Annotated in this window: 20 protein-coding genes and 3 pseudogenes; 14 read left to right on the top strand and 9 right to left on the bottom strand. The window is 67.8% G+C overall.

Annotated features, from left to right (window positions below):
* Positions 1–13 precede the first annotated feature (13 nt).
* Positions 14–1,160, top strand: a pseudogene (locus OH735_RS32335) (ISL3 family transposase); the annotation flags it as partial.
* Positions 1,161–1,426: 266 nt separating this feature from the next.
* Entirely contained in the window at positions 1,427–2,506 is a 1,080-nt protein-coding gene (locus OH735_RS32330) for a site-specific integrase (protein ID WP_329164891.1), read from the top strand.
* An 84-nt stretch (positions 2,507–2,590) separates the two neighbouring features.
* Here the strand turns inward: OH735_RS32330 and OH735_RS32325 are convergent, their stop codons facing one another.
* From OH735_RS32325 to OH735_RS32315, 3 genes are all read right to left on the bottom strand, one after another.
* A complete protein-coding gene (locus OH735_RS32325) occupies positions 2,591–3,193 on the bottom strand; it encodes a recombinase family protein (RefSeq protein ID WP_406385198.1) in 603 nt (200 codons plus the stop codon).
* A 152-nt stretch (positions 3,194–3,345) separates the two neighbouring features.
* The gene (locus tag OH735_RS32320) at positions 3,346–3,558 is read right to left on the bottom strand and encodes a hypothetical protein (RefSeq protein WP_406385197.1); all 213 of its coding nucleotides are present in this window, start codon (positions 3,556–3,558) and stop codon (positions 3,346–3,348) included.
* Entirely contained in the window at positions 3,549–4,658 is a 1,110-nt protein-coding gene (locus tag OH735_RS32315; RefSeq protein ID WP_406385196.1) for an XRE family transcriptional regulator, read from the bottom strand. The genes OH735_RS32320 and OH735_RS32315 overlap by 10 nt, the downstream gene beginning before the upstream one ends.
* A gap of 238 nt (positions 4,659–4,896) precedes the next feature.
* On the opposite strand from OH735_RS32315, the gene OH735_RS32310 reads away from it, so the two are divergent.
* Positions 4,897–5,895 carry an NAD-dependent epimerase/dehydratase family protein gene (locus tag OH735_RS32310; protein WP_406385195.1) on the top strand — a complete coding sequence of 333 codons (999 nt, stop codon included), beginning with the start codon at positions 4,897–4,899 and terminating at the stop codon, positions 5,893–5,895.
* A gap of 5 nt (positions 5,896–5,900) precedes the next feature.
* Here the strand turns inward: OH735_RS32310 and OH735_RS32305 are convergent, their stop codons facing one another.
* Positions 5,901–6,731 carry a glycosyltransferase family 2 protein gene (locus OH735_RS32305; protein WP_406386845.1) on the bottom strand — a complete coding sequence of 277 codons (831 nt, stop codon included), beginning with the start codon at positions 6,729–6,731 and terminating at the stop codon, positions 5,901–5,903.
* Between the two features lie 60 nt (positions 6,732–6,791).
* Here OH735_RS32305 and OH735_RS32300 point away from each other — a divergent pair, with 60 nt between their 5' ends.
* From OH735_RS32300 to OH735_RS32285, 4 genes are all read left to right on the top strand, one after another.
* On the top strand, positions 6,792–7,550 hold the full coding sequence (locus OH735_RS32300; protein ID WP_406385194.1) for a hypothetical protein: 759 nt from the start codon (positions 6,792–6,794) through the stop codon (positions 7,548–7,550).
* A gap of 9 nt (positions 7,551–7,559) precedes the next feature.
* Entirely contained in the window at positions 7,560–8,885 is a 1,326-nt protein-coding gene (locus OH735_RS32295) for a hypothetical protein (protein ID WP_406385193.1), read from the top strand.
* A 136-nt stretch (positions 8,886–9,021) separates the two neighbouring features.
* Entirely contained in the window at positions 9,022–9,924 is a 903-nt protein-coding gene (locus tag OH735_RS32290; RefSeq protein ID WP_406385192.1) for a DUF4158 domain-containing protein, read from the top strand.
* A 23-nt stretch (positions 9,925–9,947) separates the two neighbouring features.
* On the top strand, positions 9,948–11,105 hold the full coding sequence (locus OH735_RS32285) for a Tn3 family transposase (protein WP_406385191.1): 1,158 nt from the start codon (positions 9,948–9,950) through the stop codon (positions 11,103–11,105).
* Here OH735_RS32285 and OH735_RS32280 read toward each other — a convergent pair.
* Together OH735_RS32280 and OH735_RS32275 are read right to left on the bottom strand one after the other, a co-directional pair.
* A complete protein-coding gene (locus OH735_RS32280) occupies positions 11,032–11,526 on the bottom strand; it encodes a hypothetical protein (protein WP_406380415.1) in 495 nt (164 codons plus the stop codon). The genes OH735_RS32285 and OH735_RS32280 overlap by 74 nt on opposite strands.
* A gap of 113 nt (positions 11,527–11,639) precedes the next feature.
* Complete coding sequence (locus OH735_RS32275; RefSeq protein WP_406385190.1) at positions 11,640–11,858, bottom strand: hypothetical protein; 219 nt, start codon at positions 11,856–11,858, stop codon at positions 11,640–11,642.
* A 217-nt stretch (positions 11,859–12,075) separates the two neighbouring features.
* Between OH735_RS32275 and OH735_RS32270 the strand changes: the two genes are divergently transcribed.
* The gene (locus OH735_RS32270) at positions 12,076–13,332 is read left to right on the top strand and encodes a tyrosine-type recombinase/integrase (RefSeq protein WP_406379328.1); all 1,257 of its coding nucleotides are present in this window, start codon (positions 12,076–12,078) and stop codon (positions 13,330–13,332) included.
* Positions 13,329–15,743, top strand: coding sequence for a tyrosine-type recombinase/integrase (locus tag OH735_RS32265; protein ID WP_406379326.1), 2,415 nt, complete (start codon positions 13,329–13,331; stop codon positions 15,741–15,743). The genes OH735_RS32270 and OH735_RS32265 overlap by 4 nt, the downstream gene beginning before the upstream one ends.
* On the opposite strand, the gene OH735_RS32260 is transcribed toward OH735_RS32265, so the two are convergent.
* Positions 15,712–16,275, bottom strand: a complete 564-nt coding sequence (locus OH735_RS32260; RefSeq protein WP_406379324.1) for a helix-turn-helix domain-containing protein — start codon at positions 16,273–16,275, stop codon at positions 15,712–15,714. The genes OH735_RS32265 and OH735_RS32260 overlap by 32 nt on opposite strands.
* 107 nt (positions 16,276–16,382) lie before the next feature.
* Between OH735_RS32260 and def the strand changes: the two genes are divergently transcribed.
* Complete coding sequence (def, locus tag OH735_RS32255; RefSeq protein ID WP_406379322.1) at positions 16,383–17,042, top strand: peptide deformylase; 660 nt, start codon at positions 16,383–16,385, stop codon at positions 17,040–17,042.
* 466 nt (positions 17,043–17,508) lie between these two features.
* Here def and OH735_RS32250 read toward each other — a convergent pair.
* A pseudogene (locus tag OH735_RS32250) lies at positions 17,509–18,288 on the bottom strand (tyrosine-type recombinase/integrase); the annotation flags it as partial.
* Between the two features lie 1,235 nt (positions 18,289–19,523).
* Positions 19,524–20,762, bottom strand: a complete 1,239-nt coding sequence (locus OH735_RS32245) for a tyrosine-type recombinase/integrase (RefSeq protein ID WP_406380419.1) — start codon at positions 20,760–20,762, stop codon at positions 19,524–19,526.
* 88 nt (positions 20,763–20,850) lie between these two features.
* Between OH735_RS32245 and OH735_RS32240 the strand changes: the two genes are divergently transcribed.
* The 4 genes and pseudogenes from OH735_RS32240 (at position 20,851) to OH735_RS32225 (ending at position 23,599) form a co-directional block, all read left to right on the top strand.
* Complete coding sequence (locus OH735_RS32240; protein ID WP_406385189.1) at positions 20,851–21,045, top strand: hypothetical protein; 195 nt, start codon at positions 20,851–20,853, stop codon at positions 21,043–21,045.
* Between the two features lie 128 nt (positions 21,046–21,173).
* Positions 21,174–21,470 (top strand): annotated as a pseudogene (locus OH735_RS32235) (helix-turn-helix domain-containing protein); the annotation flags it as partial.
* 560 nt (positions 21,471–22,030) lie between these two features.
* Entirely contained in the window at positions 22,031–23,047 is a 1,017-nt protein-coding gene (locus OH735_RS32230) for a hypothetical protein (protein ID WP_406385188.1), read from the top strand.
* Between the two features lie 42 nt (positions 23,048–23,089).
* Positions 23,090–23,599, top strand: coding sequence for a hypothetical protein (locus OH735_RS32225; RefSeq protein WP_406385187.1), 510 nt, complete (start codon positions 23,090–23,092; stop codon positions 23,597–23,599).
* Positions 23,600–23,753: the final 154 nt, after the last annotated feature.

Here is a 23,753-nt window from a genome sequence, read left to right as displayed (position 1 = left end):
GGAAGACTTCGACGTGCCTGACGCTACCTTCGGCTGCCCTGACCTGACCACGTTCTGCCGCCTGGATGAGCTCGGCCTAGTCGTGGTCGGCCAGCGTTCTGGAGCCCGATCGCGCGGTCCTGGCGTGCCGGGTCCTGGAGGTCAATGACGGCACCGAGGGCTGGTGCCGACGCTGCGGGTGTGCAGGAAGACTCCGGGACACCGTCACGCGGGAGCTGGCGCACGAGCCCGTGGGCTGGCGACCGACCACCCTTGTGGTGACGATCCGCCGGTACCGGTGCACCGGGTGTGGGCATGTGTGGCGCCAGGACACCAGCCGCGCGGCCGAGCCGCGGGCCAGGCTGTCGCGTCGTGGACTGGCCTGGGCGCTGGAGGCGATCGTGTGTCAGCACTTGAGCATCGCTCGCGTCGCCCAAGGGCTCGGCGTCGCGTGGAACACCGCCAACGACGCGGCCCTGGCCGAGGGCCGGCGGGTGCTGATCAACGATCCCGGCCGGTTGAACGGTGTGAAGGTCATCGGGGTCGATGAGCACGTGTGGCGCCACACCCGCCGCGGGGACAAGTACGTCACCGTGATCATCGACCTCACGCCGGTGCGCGCCGGTACGGGTCCAGCGAGGCTGCTGGACGTGATCCCGTGCCGCTCCAAGGCCGCGTTCAATGCCTGGCTTACCCAGCGCCCCCAGGCGTGGCGCGAGGCCGTGGAGGTCGTCGCGATGGACGGCTTCACCGGCTTCAAGACCGCCGCCGCTGAGGAGAGCCCCGCCGCGGTCGCGGTGATGGACCCCTTCCACGTGGTGCGCCTGGCCGACGACGCCCGCAACGACTGCCGCCGCCGCGTTCAGCAGACCACCTGCGGCCGCCGCGGCCGCAAGAACGACCCGCTCTACCGTGCCCGGCGAACCCTGCACACCGGTGCCGACCTGCTCACCGACAAGCAGGCCGCCCGACTCACGGCCTTGTTCGCCATCGATGAGCATGTCGAGGTCGAGGCCACCTGGGGCATCTACCAGCGGATGATCGCCGCCTACCGGCACCCCGACCCAGCCGCGGGCCGCGAGCTGATGGTCAAGCTGATCGAGTCGCTCAGCGCCGGCGTCCCCAGGCCGCTGGTCGAGATCACCAAGCTCGGCCGCACCCTGAGCAAGCGAGCCGCTGAGACTCACTCCTGCTCACTACAACGCACTTCAGCCCAGCAAACCGACAGCAGCTCACAGCCCCGACTACACCCTGCATTGTGAAGAGGCGCTCTTCTGTGCGACATCCCGTGAGTTCTTCTGAGCCTCGCTGAGTCCCTGGCCGCATGGCCAGGGGGTTCTTCCTCCTTCGGGTGCTCTGTGGCCTTGTGACGTAACTTCGGGATTCTTGAAGCGTTCTCACCTCGTCCGACCGATCCGCAGTCGGGCCGAAGGCGAGGAGGCTCGGGTTGGCGGCGCTGGCAGTCGTACGGGACCTGCGTGAGCACTGGGCACCGGTGTCGGCGGAGGAGCTGGAGCGGTTCGAGACCGACGTGCTGTCCGGGTTTGTCCTTGCGCGGGCCTCGGCTGGCCTGGCGGACGGCACGATCCGTGGGGACGTCGGGCACCTGGACCAGATCAGGTCCTGGTTCGGCCGGCCCCTGTGGGACATGGAGCCCGCTGACGCTGACGCGTACTTCGGGAAGGTGCTGCGGAACTCGCCCAGCGGCACCCGGCTGGCCCGGTCGCAGGCGCTGACGACGTACTTCATGTTCCTGGAGCTGCGGCACAAGGTCGAGCTCCACCGGATGACCGGCCGGGTTGTTGAGTGCCCGATCGACGAGATGAACCGGCCGCGTGGGGCCAAGGACGCCCACTTACGGATCCCGCCGAGCGAGCCGGAGGTCGGGACACTGTTCACGGGCTGGGGCGGCGAGCTGGCGACGTGCCGCAAGTTCGCCCCTACGGCCAGGAACTACACCGCCTCGAAGCTGATGTCCCAGGTCGGCCTGCGGGTGAGCGAGGCATGCAAGCTCGACCTGGCCGACATCAAGTGGGACCTGGGCCGCTTCGGCAAGCTCCACGTTCGCCACGGCAAGGGCGCCCGTGGATCGGGGCCACGTGAGCGGATGGTGCCGTTAATCAACGGCGCTGATCGGACGCTTCGATGGTTCATCGAGGACGTCTGGGGCCAGTTCGACGACGACCACACACGCCCTGGTGCCCCGCTGCTTCCCTCCGAGCGAAAGAACACCGACGGCTCCTCCCGCCGGGTGGGCGACGACGCCCTGCGAAGCGGGCTCAAGGATGCCGCCAAATCACACCTGCCGGGGTGGGGCGAGAGGCTGACTCCGCATGTCCTGCGGCACTTCTGCGCGTCGCAACTCTACGGAAACGGGCTTGACTTGCTCGCAATCCAGGAGGTTTTGGGGCACTCCTGGATCGCCACGACCATGCGATACATCCACGTCCAGCAGACCCGGGTTGAAGATGCCTGGGTCGCCGGGACGGAACGGGCCGCGAAGCGGCTGGAAGGACTGGTCCGATGAGGTGGAACCTACGGCTGACCGCCGCGAACAAGGGGTGCCGTTAACGAGCGGCGAACCAAGTGACAAGTGACCCGCCGGTAGCTTTCAGGCATTCGGCGCGGTGGTCTTCTTCGGCTGTCGGGGCACGGTCTTGGTCTTGTCGAGGTGTCCGTACACCGTGGAACGGGGCACGTTGAACATGTCGGCGATCTGCTGGACGGTCTTCTCGCGGGCGTCGTAGAGCTGCTGGGCCAGCTCGGCCTGGTCGGCCGTGAGCTTCGGTCGCCGGCCGCCGACCCGGCCGCGGGCCCGCGCGGAGGCGAGCCCGTCGTTCGTATTCGCCACGATCAGCTCGCGCTGGAGCTCCGCGAGCACGCTGAGCATCCCGAACATCGCGCGGCCCTCCATGGTGGCGGTGTCGATGCCCTGCTCGATGACGTGCAGCCCGATCCCGCGCTCGCGTAGCTCGGCGCCGAGGGTCACCAGGTGCAGCACGGAGCGGGAGAGCCGGTCGAGCCGGGTGACCTTCAACGTGTCGCCCTCGCGCAGCAACTGCATGACGAGATCGAGTTTGGGGCGGGAGGCTTTCGCGCCGCTGGCGACGTCGACGTGGATGTTGTCGCGGTCGACGCCGTTGCGCAGTAGTGCGTCGATCTGATGATCGGGGTTCTGGTCGGCCGTCGATGTGCGGCAGTAGCCAATGAGCATCGTCGGAATCTATCGGCCGGACCGTTCTCCGACATTGATTGTCGACGCGAGTTGTCGACAGTGCTCACCTGCGGGTTCGTGATCGCGAGGTGGAGTGTCGACAGACGGTCGTTTGCCGACACTCAGGGGCAGCCTCTCGGCGGTTGGTCGGATCATCCTGCGAGTCGTTCCCGGGCGTACTCGCGCAGCTCGATCATCGGTTGCTCGGTCCGGTCGTCCAGGCGGTGGATGAGTGCGGAAGCGAGGTCGATGCACCGAGTGGCCCCGGAGGCGAGTGCGGTGTCGAGAGCGGCGCGGGCATCGGCCGCAGCGGCGGAGGCGTCGCGGTTGCGGAGTGAGCCTTCGGCCCGGTAGGTCAGGAACACTGCTCTGGTACGGGAGCGGCGTGGATCGAGGCCGCCCAGTCCGGAGTCGATCGCGGTGGCGGCACGACCGGGGTCGCCGAGGTCGAGCCAGCACCGCCCCGCGTCCGCGTTGACGTCCGCCATCGACATCCAGGACACCACCGGGGGTGTGTCCTGTGGGCGCATCCGGTCCAGTTCGTTCTCAGCGGAGGTAAGGCGCGCCCGGTTCCGGTGTGATCTTGGAGTACGGCGCAGGCCCGTGCACGGCGTACGTCGAGCAGGGAGCGGGCGGCCGGCGTACGGGTCCGGGAGCGGGCATGCTCCAGCACTTTGATCGCGTCGGCGGGCCTGGACAACCAGGTGGCCTGGTAGCCGAGATCGGATAACGCGACGGCGGCGAGATCGCGGTCACCGGCCTGGTGTGCGGCGTGGACGGCGGCCTGCCAGTGGCGTTGGGCATCCGCGTGCCGGTCGGCGTCGAAGCGCAGCCAGGCGGCGCAGTGCGCGAGGTCGGCGGCCACGGCGTGGAGGCGGCGGCCCATTGCTGAGCTGTAGCGGTCCTGGGTGATCAGGTCGATCGCAGTGTTCAGATGGGCGTCGATGAGACCGGAGACCTGCCGGTGCGTTCCGGCGGCAAGGGTGCGCAGCTCGCCGGAACGCTGCTCCAGCCACCTCAGGAGTTCCTCGTCGATCTGTTGTCCGCCCAGGGCCTGGGACAGGTGGCGTGGCTCGATGCGGGCCCAGTCGGCGGCGACCTCGATGAGGGCGCTGCTGCTGAGTACCAGGAAGGATCGTCGGTCCATGCGGGTGATCTGCACCTCTTTCAGGGCGGCCCGGCTTCCCGAGGGGCTGAACGGGGCGGGATGTTCGAAGGCGGGCAGCCAGTGGGGCCATCGCAGCTGGTCGAGCGCGGCGGCGGGAACATCGAGGACCTCGGCCAGCAGCAGCTGGCTCTCCTCGCTCGGGGTGGTTCCTGTCTCCCAGAGCCAGATCCGGTTGCGGTCGATACCGCTGCGCAGGCCACGCCTGCGGGCCTGCGCACGAAGCAGACGGGCGAGGTCCTCTCCGGACCAGTGGTGACTGCGGCGCAGATGCGCCAGCGGATGACGGTCCAGCTCCATGTCGCACCCTCCGATACTGACGCCGCCCCTTCACCATGCCGTACCCGGGCAGGGGTTGAGGAGGCTTCACCGAGGCCGGGCACACACCGGCCACACAGTCATCCCCTGGAGCAGGGCGGGGCCCGGTGGTGTCCTCGACGGCGTGACGCCGCGCATCCGCGCGGTGCCGTCGAGAAGGGCTGGTCCTTACGTGAACACACGGGATCGCTTCGCTGATCTTTCCGGAGCCACCGTCACCGTGACCGGAGGCTTCGGACTGGTCGGCAGCCGCATCGTGCACAAACTCCGCACGCTGGGCGCCAAGCCGCTGGCCGTGGGTCGCCTGGATGCCTACGGAAGTTCCGTCTACTCCTCCGTGTTCGGCATCTCGCCCGGGGGCGTGGACGTCGTCGCCGGCGACATCACCGACGCCCCGCTGATGAACGACCTGATCTCGCGCAGTGATTACGTCATCCACGCCGCGGCGCTGGCCGACGTCGCGGAGTGCACCCGTAATCCGGCGGCCGCGCTGGAAGCCAATATCCGCGGTACCCAGACTGTGCTGGATGCCGCGGGCCGGCACAGCGGCACGCTGAGGCGACTGGTCTTCGTCTCCTCGGCCAGCGTCTACGGCGTCGGCAACGGTTCGCCGGACGCGGGGGCAAAGTTCAGCGAGGACGATGTGCTGACGCCCGGGTCGATCTACGCCAACACCAAACTGTGGGGCGAGCATCAGACCGCCCTCGCCCTGGGCGGCTCCGACAATTCGTACGCGATCGTGCGGTACTTCTCCGTCTACGGACAGCCGCAGGTGGTCAAGGAGAACAGTCACAGCTGGGTGGTGGCCTGGTTCGCGATGCGGGCCGCGCTCGGCCTGCCGCTGCATCTCAACGGCGGGGGCCACCAGGTGCGGGACTTCGTGCACGTCGACGACATCGCGGAGGCGACCCTGCTGGCGGCGGTGACCGAGCGCGCAGATCGTACGACGCTCAACGTCGGCACCGGCCGGGCCACTTCCATCCGGCAGATCGCCGACCTGGTACGCCGCCGCCATTCCGGTGCGCGGATCATCGAGACCCCGCGGCCGCAGGGCGATCCGCTCGGCGCTTGCGCCGACATCACCCGCATGACCGAGGTGCTGGGCTGGGCTCCGCGGGTGAACATCGAGGACGGGGTGCGCCGCTACCTGCAGTGGCTGGAGCAGACCCCGGAAGCGATTCCGGCGTGGCTGCACACCGAGGCCCAGGCTGCTTCGTGAGTCGCTCAGATCACCGGGGGGCGGCCGAGGCGGGCCAGTCGGAGCACGGTGCGCCAGCGCATCGGTTGGCGGCGCCCGCACTCGGTGCGCCAGCCCTCGGCGAAGCCGCCGAACCAGGCCCGCAGCCCGGTGAGGCTGCGGGTGCGGACCAGCGTCAAGGCCACCCACACCCCCAGGTAGACGGGGACGAGCACCGCGGGCAGGTGGCGGCGGGCGAGGTAGACCCGGTTGCGGGCGTTGACCTGGTAGAAGAACGCGTGCCGGGCCGGGGAGGTCCGCGGGTGCTGGAGAAGCAGTTGGGGTGCGTAGCGGACCTTCCAGCCGGCGTCGATCGCCCGCCAGGCCATGTCGGTCTCCTCGTGCGCGAAGAAGAACGCGTCCGGCCAGTAGCCGATCTCCTGCAGCATCTTCACGGACAGGACGTGGGCGCCGCCGAGGAAGCCGGTCACCTCCCCGCCGCGCATCGGATCACCGGCCCGCAGCCGGGGGACGTGGCGGCGCTGGGTCACTCCAGTCTCGTCCGCGATACGGAAGCCGATGATCCCCAGCCGCGGGTCCGCCGCGTACAGCGCGTGGATCGTGGCGAAGACGTCGTCGGCGACCAGCAGGCCGTCGTCATCCAGGTCCAGCACCAGGTCCATGTCCGAGAGGTGTTCCAGGGCGGCGTTGCGGCCGCCGGTCACTCCCAGGTTCTCTGCCAGCTGCACCGTCTCGACCCACGGCGGCAGCTCGGGCATCGCGCATCCGTTGGCCACCACCACCGTCCGCGCAGCCGGGGCCGTCTGCGCATGGACCGAGGCCAGCAGCTCGGCCAGTTCCTTGGGCCGGGTGCCCATCGTCAGGATCGCCACGCCCAGCTTCACGCCTGCCCTGTTCCCATCTGTGTGAAGGACGCCATGACCGATCGAAATCCGCCCGGCCGCGCCTGCCTGCATGAACTCGCCGCCCAGCGCCGACTGCCCGCCCACCAGCCGATGGACCAGATGACGCTCGGGTGGATTTCGGACCACCGTCCGGCGAACTTCGACGCCGCGCCCAGCTTCCCACGCCCCGGACTCATGCTCGTACCGGCCCGCTCGTGGTTCCTCTCCGAGCGCCAGTCCGACGCCAACCACGGGGTGCGCCACAACGCCCGCGTCAGCCTGTACGCCGCCCTCCTCGCCCAGGAGCACGAGCTCGGCGCCGACGACATCGCGGCCCTCTGCGCCGCCGGAGCCGTCCACGACTGCCGACGGCGCGACGACCGGGCCGACCCCGGTCACGGACAACGAGCGGCAACGTGGTTCCGCCGCCGCACCGCCACGGTCAACCGCGCGCTGGGCCGCGAAGTTCCGGCCGCCACGCTGCACCGGGCGGCGCAGGCGATCGCCGTGCACGACGTGCCCTACGACCACTTCACCACTCGCCAGAAGCGCGCCTACCGACAAGCTCCGCATCTCGTCGATGTCCTCAAGGCGGCCGACTGCCTGGACCGCTACCGCCTGCCGCTTACGCGGTGGTGGCCGGACTTGACCCGGCTGCGTATCGCCGTGCCCGACTGGCTGCCCCCGGCCGCCTTCGCCCTGGTCGTACGCAGTGAACAGGCCGCCCTTGACGGAGCCACCACCCCCTGCGCCCTCGCCGCCGCCCGACGTTCCCTTACCCCCGGCCAGTAGGAGCCCCGCGTGGACATTGACCTCGACGACGCCCACACCGACTACACCCACCCCCGCACCCGCCCCGTCCCGGCCGGGTGCACCGAGAGCGAGGACGACTGGCGCCGCCGACTGCAGCACGACACCCCCGGCGGCCATCTGCTCGCCCACAACACCATGACCCAGACGCTCGCCAGCGGCCGCCCGATCCATCTGATGCACACCACGAGCGCCCTGGACGCCATCCGCGCCAGCGGCCAGCTCTATGCCTCCTCCGGATGCCTGCTCGCCGCCCTGTACTGCGCGCCCCTGGCCGAGACCCCCGCCGGCCTGCGCCCGCACAACCTCGGCGCCTACCTGCTGCAGACCAAGCCACACACCCAAACCCTGATGATCGAGATCACGCCCACCGCACCGGCACCGGCCAAGGGCATCGACTACCTGCGGCTCGGCCCCCTCCACCTGCACACCTACCTCGACCACCGCAGCTTCCTCACCCAGGCCGAGGACCTCCAACTACGCGACAGAGCACTGCACCAAATCCGTCACGCCGCCCCTTTCCTCGACACGGTCCTGGCCAACGCCACCGGACGCCGGACAACGCCGAGCACGTTCGTGGACCAGCTCGCCGCTGCCGTCCCAGGCCTTCCGTTCCTGGGCTACGTGTACTTCGAGGTGCTCTCCGAGTACCTGATGCTCCACTCCACCAGTGCCGAGACGAAGGCGTTCGCGGAGGCCGGCGAGATGAACAACCCCCTCTACAAGCGCCTGGCGTTCTCCGCGGTCAACGGCATGGACAAACTGTTCGACCTGTCCCGCTTCCACCCCGACCACCAGCGCCTGCACGACCTGATCGCCGACATCGAGCCCCCTCTCGCCCCTGGAGCGGCGCAGTACACCCGAGACCGGCTCTCCCACCTGCTCACCGCTCTGGCCCTCCACCCCAACCAGGACGCGAGCGCCTTCACCTTCCGCGGCCAGGACTTCGACAGCCTTGCCCAGGCCGCGCCGTCCCTGCTGGGCCAGACGCTCTTCCGCGAGATGCGCATTCTTCAGCGCTATCCGCAGCTCTACCTCGCTTTCGAGCAAGCCAAGGCCCTTCGGGCCTGGAACTACTGGAACCACCACCAGATCCGGGCGCCGTTCAACGGGTTCCTCCCCAAGGGCGAGATCGGCGTCAACCCCGCCTACCCCGACCGCTGCGCGGTGTGGCTGGTGGAGACCTGCGAGCGGGGCCTGCTCCACCCGGTCGACGAACTCGACGTCGCCTTCGTGCCCCGCCTGGCCGATCTGGGCATGACCGCCATGCGCCGGGATGCCACCGGCAAGGCGGCCGGGCATCCGGCCGCCGCCTGAACTGATCGGCTGCCGCTGTTACCAGGCCCTCCCACCCTGCCGGACTGCTTCGCCGAAGTTCGTCCGCCGTGTACAGCGGCGCCTCTACCGTCCAGCCCGAATGCTGATCACGGGGGCGTGCGGAAGGGGCTGTCGAGTGGGGCGGGATCTGGGTCTGGACGGGGTGGTGGACCACTTCACCCTGTCCGGCGACGAGGTGGGCTGGTTACGGAACAAGACCGGGGCCACGAGGCTGGGCTTCGCCGTCCAGCTCAAGTTTTTGACCTGGCGCGGACGGTTCCCCAAGATGCGTCTGGAGCTTCCGCCCGACGCGGTCGAGCACGTCGCCAAGCAGGTCGGCGTCACCGCGTCCGAGCTGGGGTTCTACGACTTCACCTCCCGTGCCGCGAAACGGCACCGCAGCGAACTGCGGAATCTGACCGGATGGCACGAGTGCAGCGTGACCGACCAGGTCAAGCTCGTCTCGCACCTGGTGGATGTGATCTGGCACGACGAGCGCCGCGAGGAACAGGTGCGGGCCGAGCTGCTGCGGCAGATGCGCGTGGACTTGATCGAGCCGCCGACAGCGGCCCAGATCGACTCGGTCATCCGGTCCGCGCTGCACCAGGCCGATGAGCGGGCCGTCGCCGAGGTCGCCGCACGGCTCGCGCGCGTGGAGGACTGTCCCCGTCGGCTGGACGCGCTGGTCTTCACCGACCCGACCGACGACGGCGCCCAGAATGACGGCCCCGGCACCGAAACGGTGGACAGCGACGGCGGTGAGGACGAGGACGACGTGGAGTCGGTGCTCTCCGACATCAAGGCCCATCCGGGCAACGTCAGCCTCAACTCGCTGCTGGACGAGATCAAAAAGCTCAAGCAGGTCCGCGCCGTCAGCATCCCGGCCAAGGCGTTCACCGGCATCGGCGTCCAGGTCATCAACGCCTGGCGGGCCAGAGCCTCAGCCGCCTCCCCGAGCCACCTGCGGCGCTTCGACGACCCCGTGCGGCACGTCCTGCTCGCGGCCCTGCTCGCACCGTCGCCCTCATCGACATCCTGAAAGAGGCCGCCCTGCGCACCGGGATGCTCAAGGCCCTGGCGCCCGTGGGCACCCGGGAGGCGATCGACGAGGCGAAGCTCCTGGAACGCCTGCTCCTGATCGCATACGCGTACGGCACCAACTCGGGGATCAGCTCCGTCGCAGCGGGCGAGCACGGGCACAGCGAGGAAGAGCTGCGCTACACCGCCCGCCGCTACCTGACCGCCGTCGAGCTGAAGGCCGCCGGCGTCGAGATAGCCAACGCCACCTTCGCCGCCCGCTCCGAGGCGGTCTGGGGGCAAGGCACCACCACCGTCGCCTCGGACTCCACGCACTTCAAAGCCTGGGACCGCAACATCTTCACCGAGTGGCACTCCCGGTACGGGGGCCGCGGGGTGCTCGTGTACTGGCACATCGAGAAAGGCTCGATGGCCATTCACAGCCAGCTTCTGAACTGCACCGCCTCCGAGGTCGCCGCCGCCATCGAGGGCATGATGCGGCACGCCACAACGATGCAGGCCGAGGGCAACTACGTCGATTCACATGGCCAGTCGGAAATCGGGTTCGGACTCACGAGGCTCCTGGGCTATGATCTGCTGCCGCGCATCAAGCAGATCAACAAGGTCAAGCTGTACCGGCCCGGCCGCGAAGACGAAGACACCTACGAGCGCCTGGCCGACGCGATGACCCGCCCCATCCGCTGCGACGTCATCGAGAACAACTACGACCAGCTCATCAAGTACGCCACCGCGATCCGGGTCGGCACCGCCTCCAGCGAAGCGATCTTGCGGCGCTTCACCCGCACCGCCTCCCACCCCGTCTACCAGGCCATGCTCGAAGTCGGCCGAGCACAGAAGACCATCTTCGTCGCCCGCTACCTGCGCGACCGCGACCTCCAACGCGAAATCCAGGAGGGCCTCAACGTCGTCGAGGGCTGGAACGGCGCCAACGACATCATCTTCTTCGGCAAGAGCGGTGAACTCAGCAGCAACCGCCGCGACCAGCAAGAACTCTCCGTCCTCGCGCTCCATCTCCTCCAGACAGCCCTCGTCTTCGTCTTCTCTGAACTTACTTCCAGAAGGCTGATCAGGCACTGGCAGGCGCCCTACGGGACCGGCCGGTGGGATGTCATGGGCTGGACGGTGGCAGGTGGAGTGCTTCGGGGTCGAGGTCCAGGCGCATCATGCGACGCATGGTGTTGAAGGCGTCGAACCACGCTTGGTTATCGCGCTTGAGCTCATCCCAACTGCTATACGTCTGTCCGGCGTTCAACCTGTTTGTCAGGTCGCGCATGCCACGCATGGTTTGGTCGGATAGAGCGACGACGTTCGGCGGAGCGGTGATGGATACCTGGTAGCGCAGCTCGTATACACCGCCGTTCCGATAGGCGAGGCTCGCCAAGCGTGCGCGCTCCGGCCACGCATCGTCGCTGTCGATCACGGCCGCGCGGATCTCGTTCCATGACTGTGCTACGGCCGCAAGGTAGGCGGCATATAACTCTCGTTTGATCATGGTTTGACGCGTCGCCTGTTCTCGGCGCCATCTTGACCGGTCGGCCAGAGAAGTGGCGCCCACGCCGATGAGTGCGCCCGTAACGGTGCCGACGATTGCTCCCCAGTCCATGCTCGCAGAGTAGGAGCCACAGCCCGGGAGGAACAGGCTTGGGTGAGAGTGGCCTACCTGAGGAGTCAACTGACTCAACGTTCTCTGAAGGCCGCCGCGCCCGCGGTTGAAGGTCACGTCAGGTTCTCCGCGGCTGTGACGGTGTGGCCGGCGATGTCGCGAAATGAAGGAATGCCGAGGTTCACGGTGGTGGCCCGACGGTCACGTTCGCCGAGTTCGGCGAGCTTCTGCCGGGCCCCGGCTAGGCTCACTTTGAGTCCTTCGACTTCGCCGAGCCAGCCCTCCCGTTTGGCTTCAGTGATGCGGTCGAGCAGGTTGTCGCGGATCTCCATGATGCGGCCAGCCTGTCCGGGATCAGGGCGGAGGAGGCTGCATCGCAGGTCCCGTTGACCGAACTAGGTTGGACGCGTCCTGGGCTCGTGCTGAGGTCAACGCATAGTGACCGCAAGGTGGTTGTAGCTGCTGCTGGAGCTCGTTGTAACTGCGCGTGTCGGGGCGGATCTGGTCTGATCGCGTGTCGTCGAGCACGTACGCCCCGTGGAGGTATGGATGCCAGAGCACAGCAGGACGGTCCGGGATGTGGCGGCGTTGACGGTGGCGCGGGTCGGCCGTGTCGAGAAGAGCGGTGACCCGCTGCGGCCGTTCCGGCTCGTGGACGCCGATGGCACCGAGGTGGCAGCGGTCAGTGAGTTTCTGCATCACATGCTCGCCGACGATGCGAGTCCGGCGTCGTTGCGGTCCTACGCGTACGAGCTGTTGGCGTGGGTCCGGTTCTTACGCGCGGTGGAGGTGCCCTGGTATCTCGCGAGCCGGGTCGAGGCCCGTGACTTCACACTGTGGCTGAAGACCACGAAGAAACCGCCGCGGCAGCGCCGTCCCGATGCGCCCGCGCCGGGCTCGGTGAACCCGATTACGGGGAAGGCCGCGCCTGGCGAGAACTATGCCGCTCGGACCAGGCGGCACGCTCGCGCGGTGATCCGGTCGTTCTACGAGTACCACCGTGAGACGCACGGCCGACCGCTGATCAACCCGTTTCCCCAGGGCGGGGCAGCTGAGGAGGGGAGCCCGAATGCCCACCACAATCCGATGCAGCCGTTCCGGCGCCCCGCCCGCCGGGGGACGTATCAGCCCAAGGAACCCAAGCCAACCCCGCGGATCATTCCTGACCAGGCATTCAATGACCTGTTCGCCGCGTTGAAGTGCAACCGGGACAGGGCCCTGGTCGCGTTCTACATCTCCACCGGCGCTCGCGCCTCTGAGCTGCTCGGCGTCGAGCAGGGCCTGGTCGCGCCCGAGGGCCAGACGATCGGCGTGGTCCGCAAGGGCAGCCAGACCCTCCAGCACCTTCCTGCCTCTGCGGACGCGTTCGTGTGGTTGCGGCTCTACCAGCAGGAACTCCGCAGCATGGTTCCCAAGGGCCCGTCGGAGCCGTTGTGGTGGACGCTTCGTCGGCCCTTTCGTCCGCTGGAGTACGACGCGGCCCGGATGGTCTTCACCCGCGCCAACCAGCTGCTCGGCGCGAACTGGACTCTGCACGACCTGAGGCACAGCGCGGCCAAGAGGATGGTCCGCGATCCGAATCTGACCCTCGCCGACGTGCAATGGGTCCTGGGGCATGCCCACATCACCACCACGGAGATTTATATCGCTCCCACTCCCGACGAGGTCGTCGCTCACGTCCTGGCCCACCATGAACGGCAGCGCACCGAGCTGGCCAAGCCGCCGGCCCCGCCGGCGCCCGGCTACCGCCCCGAAGTGCTGGCAGCACTGTTCGGCACATCGACTGCCCACGGGACTCGCCGGTGAATCCGATCGCGCAGGCCGCTGTCCCCACGCCCGTCGAGTCGCCGGAGGAGGACAAGCCTCTGGAGTGGGAACCACGAGTGTGCGAAGCGAGCTGGTGGCAGACCCGTCAGAGCCGGGAGAGCCTGGCCAAACGGCTGCTGGGATTGTTCACCGACCCCAGTGCGGGCCTCACCCGTGACAAGACACGGCGGCGGGGCCTGAGTAAGGCGCTGGACTGGCTCGAAGGTCAGCCGGGAGAGACCTGGCAGGACCGCTGGATGGCCAGCGGAGCGGACACCGCCGGCTTCGAGTGGACCGATTTGCCCCTGAAGGGACGCGGCGCAACCAAACGCCACCTGCGCGATGAACTGGCCACGGGGCTGGCGCTCCTGGTCGCCGGGCAGGCGATCCGCCCCAGCTACCTGTGGCTGCTGCGGCAACGCCTGACAGTGATGCTCACCGAGACCCGGGCCGCCAGCGACCCCGACGTCTTCCAGCGGCTCGACCAACTGGCTCAACACGCGACAGCCGCAGCCAGGTCCGATGCCCTGAACAAGCTCACCTGGATCGTGATCCGCAAGGGCGGACTGGTCAGCGACATCACCGTCGGCGACTGCATCGAGCTGACAGCCGCGCTGGAGGAACACCACTTCCGCGGCAGCGCGGGCCGGCCGCTGTTCTACGCCCTACTCAAGGAGACCGGCGTGCTCCCGGTCAGTGCACCACCGCGGCTGCGGGTGCTTCGGATCGAGGGCCGTCGCAGCGTCGAGCAGATCGTCGACGGGTACGGCATCGAGTGCCGGGCCGTCCGTGATCTGCTGGTCGAGTACTTCACCGAGCGGGCTCCCGAGCTCGACCACGTCTCGCTGCGTTCCATCGCCCGCAACCTGTGCCGGTTGTTCTGGCGCGACCTGGAGATCCACCATCCGGGCATCGACTCGCTGCGACTGGCACCTGAGGTCGCGCAGGCGTGGAAAGAACGTCTGGCCCACATTCGTGACGATAAGGGCCACCCGGTGCGTCCGCGGGTGAACTTCCGCAGCGAGCTGGTGTTCATCCGGGCGTTCTACCAGGACATCGCCCGCTGGGCCGCCGACGATCCGGCTCGGTGGGCGCCCTGGGTGGCGCCGTGTCCAATCAAGGCGAGCGAGTGCGCGACGAAGAAGTCCAGGTCCCGGGTGAAGTCCCGGATGGACCAACGGACCAGGACCCAGCTGCCGTTGCTGCCTGCCCTGCTTCGCGTCGTCGACCAGCAGCGCAAGGACGCCGAGGCCCGCATCACCGCAGCTCGCGCGACACCGGCCGGTGGACGGTTCCTCATTGCCGGGGAGGAGTTCGAACGCTGCCGGTCCGGGCAGGCCGGCCGCGTCTACGTCACAGAGGTGGCCACCGACAGGCGGCGGAACCTGACGCACGAGGAAGAGGCGGCTTTCTGGTCCTGGGCAACGGTGGAGGTGCTGCGGCACACCGGTATCCGGATCGAGGAGATGCTGGAGCTCACCCACCACAGCTTCATCGCCTACGCCCTGCCCACCACCGGCGAGGTGGTGCCGATGCTGCAGGTCGCCCCGTCCAAGACCGATGCGGAACGCCTGCTGCTGGTCTCCCCGGAACTGGCGGAGGTACTGACCGCGGTCATCTTCCGGGTCCGGGCTGGGAACGTCGCCCTTCCTTTGGTGTCGGCATACGACGTGTTCGAGCAGACCTGGAGCCCGCCCATGCCGTTCCTGTTCCAACGCCGGTACGGCACCGAGGACCGACCGCTCACCCGCAGCTACATCCGCGAGTGCCTGGTCGCCACCTCGCAGTCCGCCCAGATCACCGTGGCAGGCGACCCGCTCGAATGGCGCCCCCACGACTTCAGAAGGATCTTCGTGACCGACGCCATCCGCTCCGGACTGCCCCCGCACATCGCCGCGAAGATCTGCGGCCACGCCGCTCTGGACACGACCATGGGCTATGCCGCGATCTACCCGGAAGATGTGATTTCCCACCACCGGGCATTCATCGCCCGCCGCAGAACCGAGCGGCCCAGCGAGGAGTACCGCGAGCTCACCGCCACCGAATGGGCTGAGTTCCTCTCGCACTTCGAACTCCGCAAGGTCGCTCTGGGAACCTGCGGCCGCGACTACGCGACCCCCTGCCAGCATGAAAACGCCTGTGTCAGGTGTCCCCTACTTCTCGTGGACCCGGCCCAGATGCCTCGCCTCCAGGAGATCCACGGCAACCTCATCGACCGGCTCCAGGAGGCCAAAGACCAGGGCTGGCTCGGTGAGGTCGCCGCGATCGAGACCACCCTGGCCGCTGCCGCGCAGAAGCTGGAGGCCATGCGCGACCGCGCAGCGCAACCGTCCACCGTTCACCTCGGCATGCCCGACATCCGCACGGCTGCCGGCAGGCTCACCGACCAAGGAGGGGGAACAGCCGGGTGACCGCAGCTACGGCCACGGTGCCTGCCGGGCGCGCGGCGGGTCGTTGGTCCCGTTCGCGATAGTCGGCCAGTAGGCAGCGGATGGACGTGGCGAGTTCGGCCATTTCCGCTGGAGTGAGGTGGACCACGGCGCTGAAGGACTCGTCGTGCTGCCACTCGCTCGGCGCCTGCTCTCGGTGAGCCAGCCAATGTTGATAGCTCTCATCTTCCAGTCCACGCGCGAGCGCGGCGAACTCTTCCGGCGCTTCCCGGTCGGACTGATCTGAGGACGCCCAGCGCAGCTGCCACGGCCGTGCCCGGCCGCCGTTGTGTGGCGCTTCTTCAATGAGGCCGTGCCGGGCGAGTTGGCGCAGATGAAAGGAGCAGAGGCCGGAACTGTGGCCAAGGCGGGCGGCGGCCTGGGTCGACGTGGCTGTGCCGACCTCGGCGAGCAGGTCCAGCAAGGCGACGCGCACGGGATGGTCGGGAAGTTGCTGCCGGGCGCGATGCGGCAGTGGGTCCGTGGACGCGGCTTGACGGTTTTCATCGCTCATTTTGCAAAGGGTGCTACTTTGCAAAGCATTCGGTCAAGCTGGGCCGCGGGCCGGCCGGGGCCTCAGCCCTGGCCGACTGAGGCATGTGCGGAAGGCGTTGATATTTCATGGCTGTTGGGTTCGGTGACACCTCGCAGGACCACCGGGTGCGCGTGCTGGGTGAACCCGTCGATTCCTATCCGCGGCTCGCGCCGGAGGTCGAACGGGGTTCGGTGCGCCGCATCACCGTCGTCGGGGAAGAGATTCTGCGGCAGCGGTGCCGGGAGGTCACGCAGTTCGGTACGCCGGAGCTGTCGCAGCTGGTGGACGACATGTTCGCTACGAACCAGGTGGCGGAGGGCGCGGGGCTTGCCGCCAACCAAGTCGACGTGGACCTGCAGTTGTTCATGTGGGACATCACGGACGAGTGGGGGGTGCGTCACGTCGGGCACATCGCCAACCCCGTCCTGGACGAGGTGCCGACCGAGCAGCGCAGGCTGGTCGAAGAACCCGAAGGCTGTCTGTCCGTTCCCGGCCCCTACCGGGTGGTGCCCCGCCTCGACCGTGCTGTCGTGCGAGGCCGTGACAAGAACGGCAAGCCGCTCGTGATCGAGGGCAGAGGGTACTTCGCCCGGTGCCTGCAGCACGAGACAGACCACCTTCATGGTCACCTGTATCTGGACCGGCTTGCCCAGCGGGAACGAAAGGCAGCCCTCCGCGAGATGGCTGCGTCCAAGGACGAGATGTTCGCCCGGCGTGCCGCCCTGGCCAAGAAACTGGGCAAGTAACACCGTTCCCCACATATTCAGTGATGCCGCCGACTGACGAACCGCCGAGCCCGCCTACTCCAGCGAGCGTTGAGCTATGTCCGCTCTTCCTCCACGTCTTCCTGTTTGCCAGGGTCTCGCAGGGGCGCAGGCCAAGTAAGAGGGGTGATCCTCCTCGACTCGCGACACGCCCGGCAGGGCCCGGTCGTCCAACTTGTCCACCACTACGTTCTGTGGTGGGCGCGGCCTGGAACCCCAACCCGTCTTCATGCTGGGTTAGTTCGGATAAGCAGCTGTGCTCGTGGGCACAGTTGGTTCCGTAGGCGCGTCCGCAGTCGCCCAGGGCGACCCTGCGGCGTTCGAAGTGGCCGAGGAAGTCGTTCCATTCCTCGTCGGTGGGAGTCCGGTACTCCTCGCTGGGTCGAGCGGTGCGGCGGCGGGCAATGAAGGCCCGGTGGCCGTTGATGACCTCCTCGGGATAGATCGCCTTGTATCCCATGGTGGTGTTGATATCCCGGTGGCCGACCACGAGTTGGGTGATGTGGGGCGGCATCCCGTTCATGATCGCGTCCGTGATGAACAGCCTGCGGAAGTCGTGGGGAGTGAAGGTCAGTGGCCGGTTGGCGACGTCGGTGAGGCCAGTGTGGGCGAGTGCCTCGGTGAGCACCTTTCTGATGCCGGAAAACGGGATGGGCCGGTTCTCCACTCCGGCGCGCCGTTGGAACAGCAGCGGCATCGGCGGGTTCCAGACGCGTTCGTGGCTGTCGTAGGACACCACGAGCGGGACTGCGCCGGTGGCATCACGGATGCGGCTGATGATCGCGCTGAGCACGTCGGCGAGCTCGGGGCTGATGACGAGCAGGCGTTCGGCGTCAGTCTTGGACGGGGCGATGTGGAGGAGCGGGATGAGCTCGCCGGTGCCCGGCAGCCGGTACTGGACAAGGCCCTGATGGGAGAGTTCGGTCAGCTCCTCGATGCGGATTCCGGTGTGCCGGAGGACTTCGACGATCGCCCAGGACCAGAACGCCCGGTGTTCCTCCAGGGTGAGGTCACGGCGGCGTCCGGTCTCGGGGTCGTCAGCCCAGACCTTGGCGGCCGGATTCTTGGTAACCGGCCGGTGCCAGGTCTGGCCGGCCGCTGTGAAGTCGGACCCCGGACTGGCGGCCCGGGCCGCCTTCAGCCGCTCGGCTGCCAGCCTGCGCTCGGTGTCGACCGTCTGCACCAGGACCGGCAGAACAGGCAGCCGTTCGCGGGTCCGCTGATCCATGCGGGACTTGCGGCCGGAGCGTTCCTTTCGGCGCGACATCTCCTCTTCCCGGATCGGGCAGGGAGCCGCCCAGATGCCCCAGCGGGCGGGGTCGTCCATCGCCCACTGGCCGAGATCGAGGTAGAAGGCCCGGACCATGGCCACGTAGTTGATGCCCCGATCGGCGCGCGGGGTGTCCGTCTCGACGCTCTGACCGTTGGCGGTCTTGCCACGGGTCTTCTTCATCGCGATCCGCTGCTTCCACGCGGCCGCGATGTCGGGCGTCAGACGTAGTGAGTCGATTCCCGGGTGATGGTTCTCCAGGTCTTTCCAGAACAGCTTGCCCAAGCCGAACGCCACGGCCCGCAACGAGGCGTAGTCGAGGGAGGGCCTGCGCTCGCGCAGGTAGTCGACGAGGAGGTCGCGCATGGGGCGGCAGACGATGTCATAGCGGTCGATCATATGCTCGACGCTGATCTGTCCCTGGTTCTTGGGGTTGAAGATACGGACGGTCGGCAGGGCAGCGTCCGGGAAGACGCCCGTCGCGTGCAGCAGCTGGTAGAAGTACACGCTCGTGTCCGCCGAGCGGCCGCCGATGCCCGGAAGCAGGGCCGCCAGTTCAAGACAGTCCCCGACGGTGATGTCGCTGACCATGCCGCCCTTGGCGGCCATCATCGTGGCGATCCGGCGCAACGCGCCATCCTTTGTATGGGAGTTGGCAGGGTCTTCCCGGCAGAGGGCAGCCAGAGCCATGAAGCCCTGCGGGTCGCGGCTGCGGGCCATCTCGGCGGTCAGGATCTGCACTGTTCCGGGAGTCAGCAGCCACGACAGGCTGGGGCGGATGACGTCACCGCTGATCAGCGGCAGCATTCCGCTGCCCAGGGCGTCGAAGTCCTTCTTCGGGTCCTGGTAGGACCAGCCGGTGGACTGGAGCCACCCGGTCGCCAATCGCCGCCAGGCGATGTTGCCGACCGCGTCTGCGCCGCTGGCCATCCACCGGTCCTGCCAGGTCTGTCCGGGGTACTGCTCCAGCCACGCCAGGATCTTGGTCATGCCGGTCTTGCGCCGGGCCTGAGATGCCGAAGATTCAAGGACGAACGGCGACGCGAGCATCTGTTCCATCACCTGCTCGCGCGACTGCTCGGTCGCCTTCCGGCTCTGCTCAGGTCTGCGGGGCGGAAAGCTCTTCAGCATCGCCGCCATCTCAGGGCTGTACTGCCGCTGCGGGGAACGTGCTGTGGTCAGCGCCTGAGTAGTCACGCGGTGCCCTCCCCGAACAGGACGTTCAACGCCTCCGGCCGATACGACACCGCCGAAGAGATCCCCGCTGTTCCGGTTGCCGGTGATACCCCTGCCGCCCTGCGGGCGTGGTGGGCGAGCACTCCCGCGATCACGTCCTCGGGGAGCGGGTTCAGGTATAGCTGAGTGGTGGACAAATGCGCATGACCAAGAACCCACTGCACGTCCGTGATCGGCATGTCGGGGTCACGGGCCATCCGGTAGGCCGCGGTGTGCCGCAGGTCGTGCAGGGACCAGTTGGCCCCCAGCGCCGCGTTCGCGCGGCGGAACATCCGATACGCGGCGTGATAAGCCAGCTGACGGAACGGCCGCCGCAGCGTCCACCACAGCGGATCATCGCCACCTGCGGGGACCAGGCCGTGCATCTGCGCCTGATAAAGCCTCAACCAGACGAACGCATCCGGCGAGGCCGGCACCTGCTGGATCGCCCGCGTGCCCTTCCGAACTACCGTGATCAGCTGCTGACCGGGATCGGCATCGCCGTACTGAGCTCCGAGCAGCTCTGATGCCCGCGCCCCCGAGGACACCCAAAAGGCCACGAGTGCCCGGTCCCGGTGCGATCCCAGCTGAGCGAACAGCTCGTTGAACTTCTCGTCGGGGATACTGCGCGGAACTCGCTGAACATGCCGAGGCCGATAGAGTCCCGTCCGCTCATTGCGGTAGAGGTCCATCGGATTGTGGTGGGCATGAGCCCGGGCACCACGACGGGCCAGCGGAAACGGGTCGACCATCGGCCCCGACCCGGCATCGCGGTGGAAGTCGTAGAAGCCGCGCAGCACACTCTCGCTGTGACCACGTGTGGCCGATGCGTAGGTGCGGGCCGGCCCCGTCTTTCCCGTCACCGGGTTCGGTCCTTTCGCGGCGACCATGGCCCCCGTCCGCCCCGGCTTGTCGCTGATCTGGATCCAGCGGGAGAAGTCCCGGGCCTCGTCCCGGGTCGCCTGATCCCAGGGGATCTCGATCGCCCACAGGAACCGGAACCAGCGCAGCAGATCCATCCCGTACGAACGTTGCGTCGTCGCAGGCCGTCCGATCGCCTGGAGGTCCCTCATGTACACCGCGACTGGCTCAACCACTTCGCCCGTCGGATCAAGCAGCCTGTACGGCTCCCACACATCGCCGGTCTCCGCGAGTGAACCGACCCGCGGTACGACCAGCCACCTCAGATCCCGGCCTTGCCCGTCTCTCTCGATCATGATTCGGGACCGTAGCCACCTGTAGACGGCGCTGTCGCCTGAACTGGGCAAACCCTCCTGGTAGTTCAGTCAACAGGTAAACACGCTGATGATCCAGGAGATGCTCGCCGACCCGGAGTGGGCCAACCTCCTGACCGAGGAGGACAAACGGGCCCTGACCCCGCTGTTCTGGATGCACATCCAGCCCTACGGCGAGGTACGGCTCAACATGGGCCGACGCCTCCAGCTCGCCCAGCCCGTGCATCAGGAACCGGACCCCGAGCCGGAGCCGGCGGCCGCGTAGCCCGACGCCCCGGAACAAGCAGAGGATCCCGGCCACGGCCGGAGTCCTCTGCTGCGCGGTGCGCCTTCGATCCGAAAGCTACTGGCGGGTTACTTGTCACCTGGTTCGCCACTCGTTAACGGCACCCCAACAAGGGCGTCTGGAAAGCCTCCGAGCTCCAGCGGAGCCTGGCAGAGCACGGCCTGGTGATCTCGGCCGGGAAGATGTCCGGACTGTGGTCCGGCCAGCCCGTCTCACTCAAGCTGGAGGACCTGGACGTCATCTGCGTCGCCCTCGGCTGCGAAATCAGCGATCTGCTGATCCCCGAGCCGGAGAAAGTCCGGCGCCCCGGCGAGGAGACCGGCCTGCAGGCCGCCGTTGCGGCTGGCCCGGCCCCGGTGGTGGTTCCGCGTCGCCGTGACGGCCGGTCTCTGCCACCGATGTGATGGCCTACGTTCTGCCGGCGGGCAAGTGCAAACCGCCAGCCAGTTGCCCGACTTGCTTCGGCTGGGGCGTGCTGCCCGGCCGCGCCTGCGGCGCATGCGAGAGTTTCCGCCGCAACGAGGAGCCTGCCGAGTGCAGGGGTTGTCGGCGAACAGTGCGGTTGAAGAAGGGCTACTGCCGTCTGTGCTGGCATCAGGCGAGCCAGGACGCCAGGGGGCAGGTCACCGTCTTGGAGCCCTACTTGGAGAAGGTGCAGCATCATCAACTGTTTTTCACCAACCTCCACCGTCCGCGTCAGCCCGGCCCTCCCAGAGGTAAGCAGGGACGACGTCGGGGTCGCCCGCGCCACCCCGACCCGACCCCCGCCCACCGGCCGGTCCCCGGTTGGCTCCAGCCGCCGCTGTTCGAGGCCCGCCGAGATTTCACCCGGTTCAATCGCCAGGAACATGCCCGGCTCGACAACCCGTGGCTGGCCTGGGCCCGGCATACCGCACATCGTCTCGGCGAAGCGCATGGCTGGCCTCGCGGTGTCCGCCTCGACGTTGGCCGAGCCCTGGTCATCGTGCTGTCCGGCCATGTCAGCGGCGAAGTCGTGCGGCACTCCGAGATCTTCCCGGCCCTGCGGTCCCGCGGGCTCAGCGTCCAACGCACAGTGGAAGTACTCGCCGACATCGGCGTCTTCCAAGACGACCGGACGCCGTTGTTCGAACAGTGGCTGGAGCGCAAGCTCGAAGGCATCGCCCCCGGAATCCGCCGCGACGTGGAGCACTGGGCTCGCCTCCTGCACGACGGTGGCCCCAGATCCCAGCCCCGCGACGAGGCCACGGTCTGGGGCTATCTCAACCGGATCCGTCCCGTCCTGCTGGAGTGGTCTGTCCCCTACGGCCATCTGCGCGAGGTGACACGCGACGACGTCCTCACCCAGCTCGATGCTCTCCACGGCAGCCAGCGACGGCACACGCTCATCGTGCTGCGGTCGCTGTTCGGCCGAGCGAAGAAGAGCGGCACCATCTTCAAGAATCCGACCAACCGCATCCGTGTTGGCCAGCACGAGTACGGCATCCTCCAACCCCTGGAGCCCGAGCACGTCAACAACTCCGTTGCCGCGGTCGCCAAGCCGGCGGACCGGCTGGTCCTCGCGCTCGCCGCGGTGCACGCCGCGCGATCCGGTGCGATCCGGCGCCTTCAACTCGACGACCTCGACATCGGCAGTCGCAAGCTCGTGATCGACGGCCGCGTCCGGCCTCTGGACGCGCTGACACTGCACGTCGCCCGCGAGTGGCTGGACCACCGACGCTGCCGCTGGCCCGACACCGCTAACCCGCACCTGCTGATCAACAAGTTCACCGCCTTGGGCACCGGCCCGGTCAGCGCGGTCTCCCTGACCAAACCGCTTCGCGGCCAGGCCGCCACCCTGGAACAGTTCCGCGTCGACCGGCAGCTCGAAGAAGCCCTCGTCCATGGCCCCGACCCCCTCCACCTCGCCGAGGTCTTCGGACTCGATGCGAAGACCGCGATTCGCTACACGGACTCCGCGCGGGCGCTGCTGGAACAGGCCGCTGAACAACAGCTTCGATGAGACCTGCTCGACCAGACGCACGATGAAGGCAATCATGTGCGAGTGACCTCGACCGAAGCAGCAGCAACCGCTCTACAGGACCATGCCGTCCTCTGGAGCATGGGCGAGATCCGCGCAACCGACGTCGTCACTACTGCCTGTGATGCACTCGTTGCCGGCCTCGACAGTCCTGCCCTGCGGATCTTGGCCGCGTGCACACGCGCGGAGGCGGATTACGAGGTCCCCGACCTCCTTCCACCGGCACTCGACGAACTGGGCCTCATCTTCCACCCAGCGGGCAGCGTTGCCGGACAGGAAGCCGCCGCGCGTGCACTTGCCGCCCGGATGCTGGTCGGCGAGCTGACACCACGCGAGCTGGCCTTCCGGATCCACGGTCGTTTCGGGCACGATCTGCCTCTGGTTGAACGACTCGCCAACCTGGATGACGATTACGACGTCCTCGAATACGGCGACAGAACACAGGCGCAGGTCGACGCCGAGGTCACGGCCGAAGCTCTTCGGCTTGTACAGCATCCTCGTGTTCCAACCGAACCCACGGGTCTACCGGCCTGAAGCAGACCGGTGGACCCGTGGGTTCAAGCTGAAGGACCTTCGGTTTCCTTGAACCCACGGAGATCCTAGGGGTCGGCCAAGATACGACGGAAACCGAAAACCAGTGATCTTGAGTTGAACTTGCCGCAGGTGAGGTGCTGGGGCGGATCGGCGT

The sequence above is a fragment of the Streptomyces sp. NBC_01618 genome, assembly GCF_045209435.1.
Lineage (GTDB): Bacteria > Actinomycetota > Actinomycetes > Streptomycetales > Streptomycetaceae > Streptomyces.
This window is presented reverse-complemented; position numbering and strand designations above follow the sequence as displayed.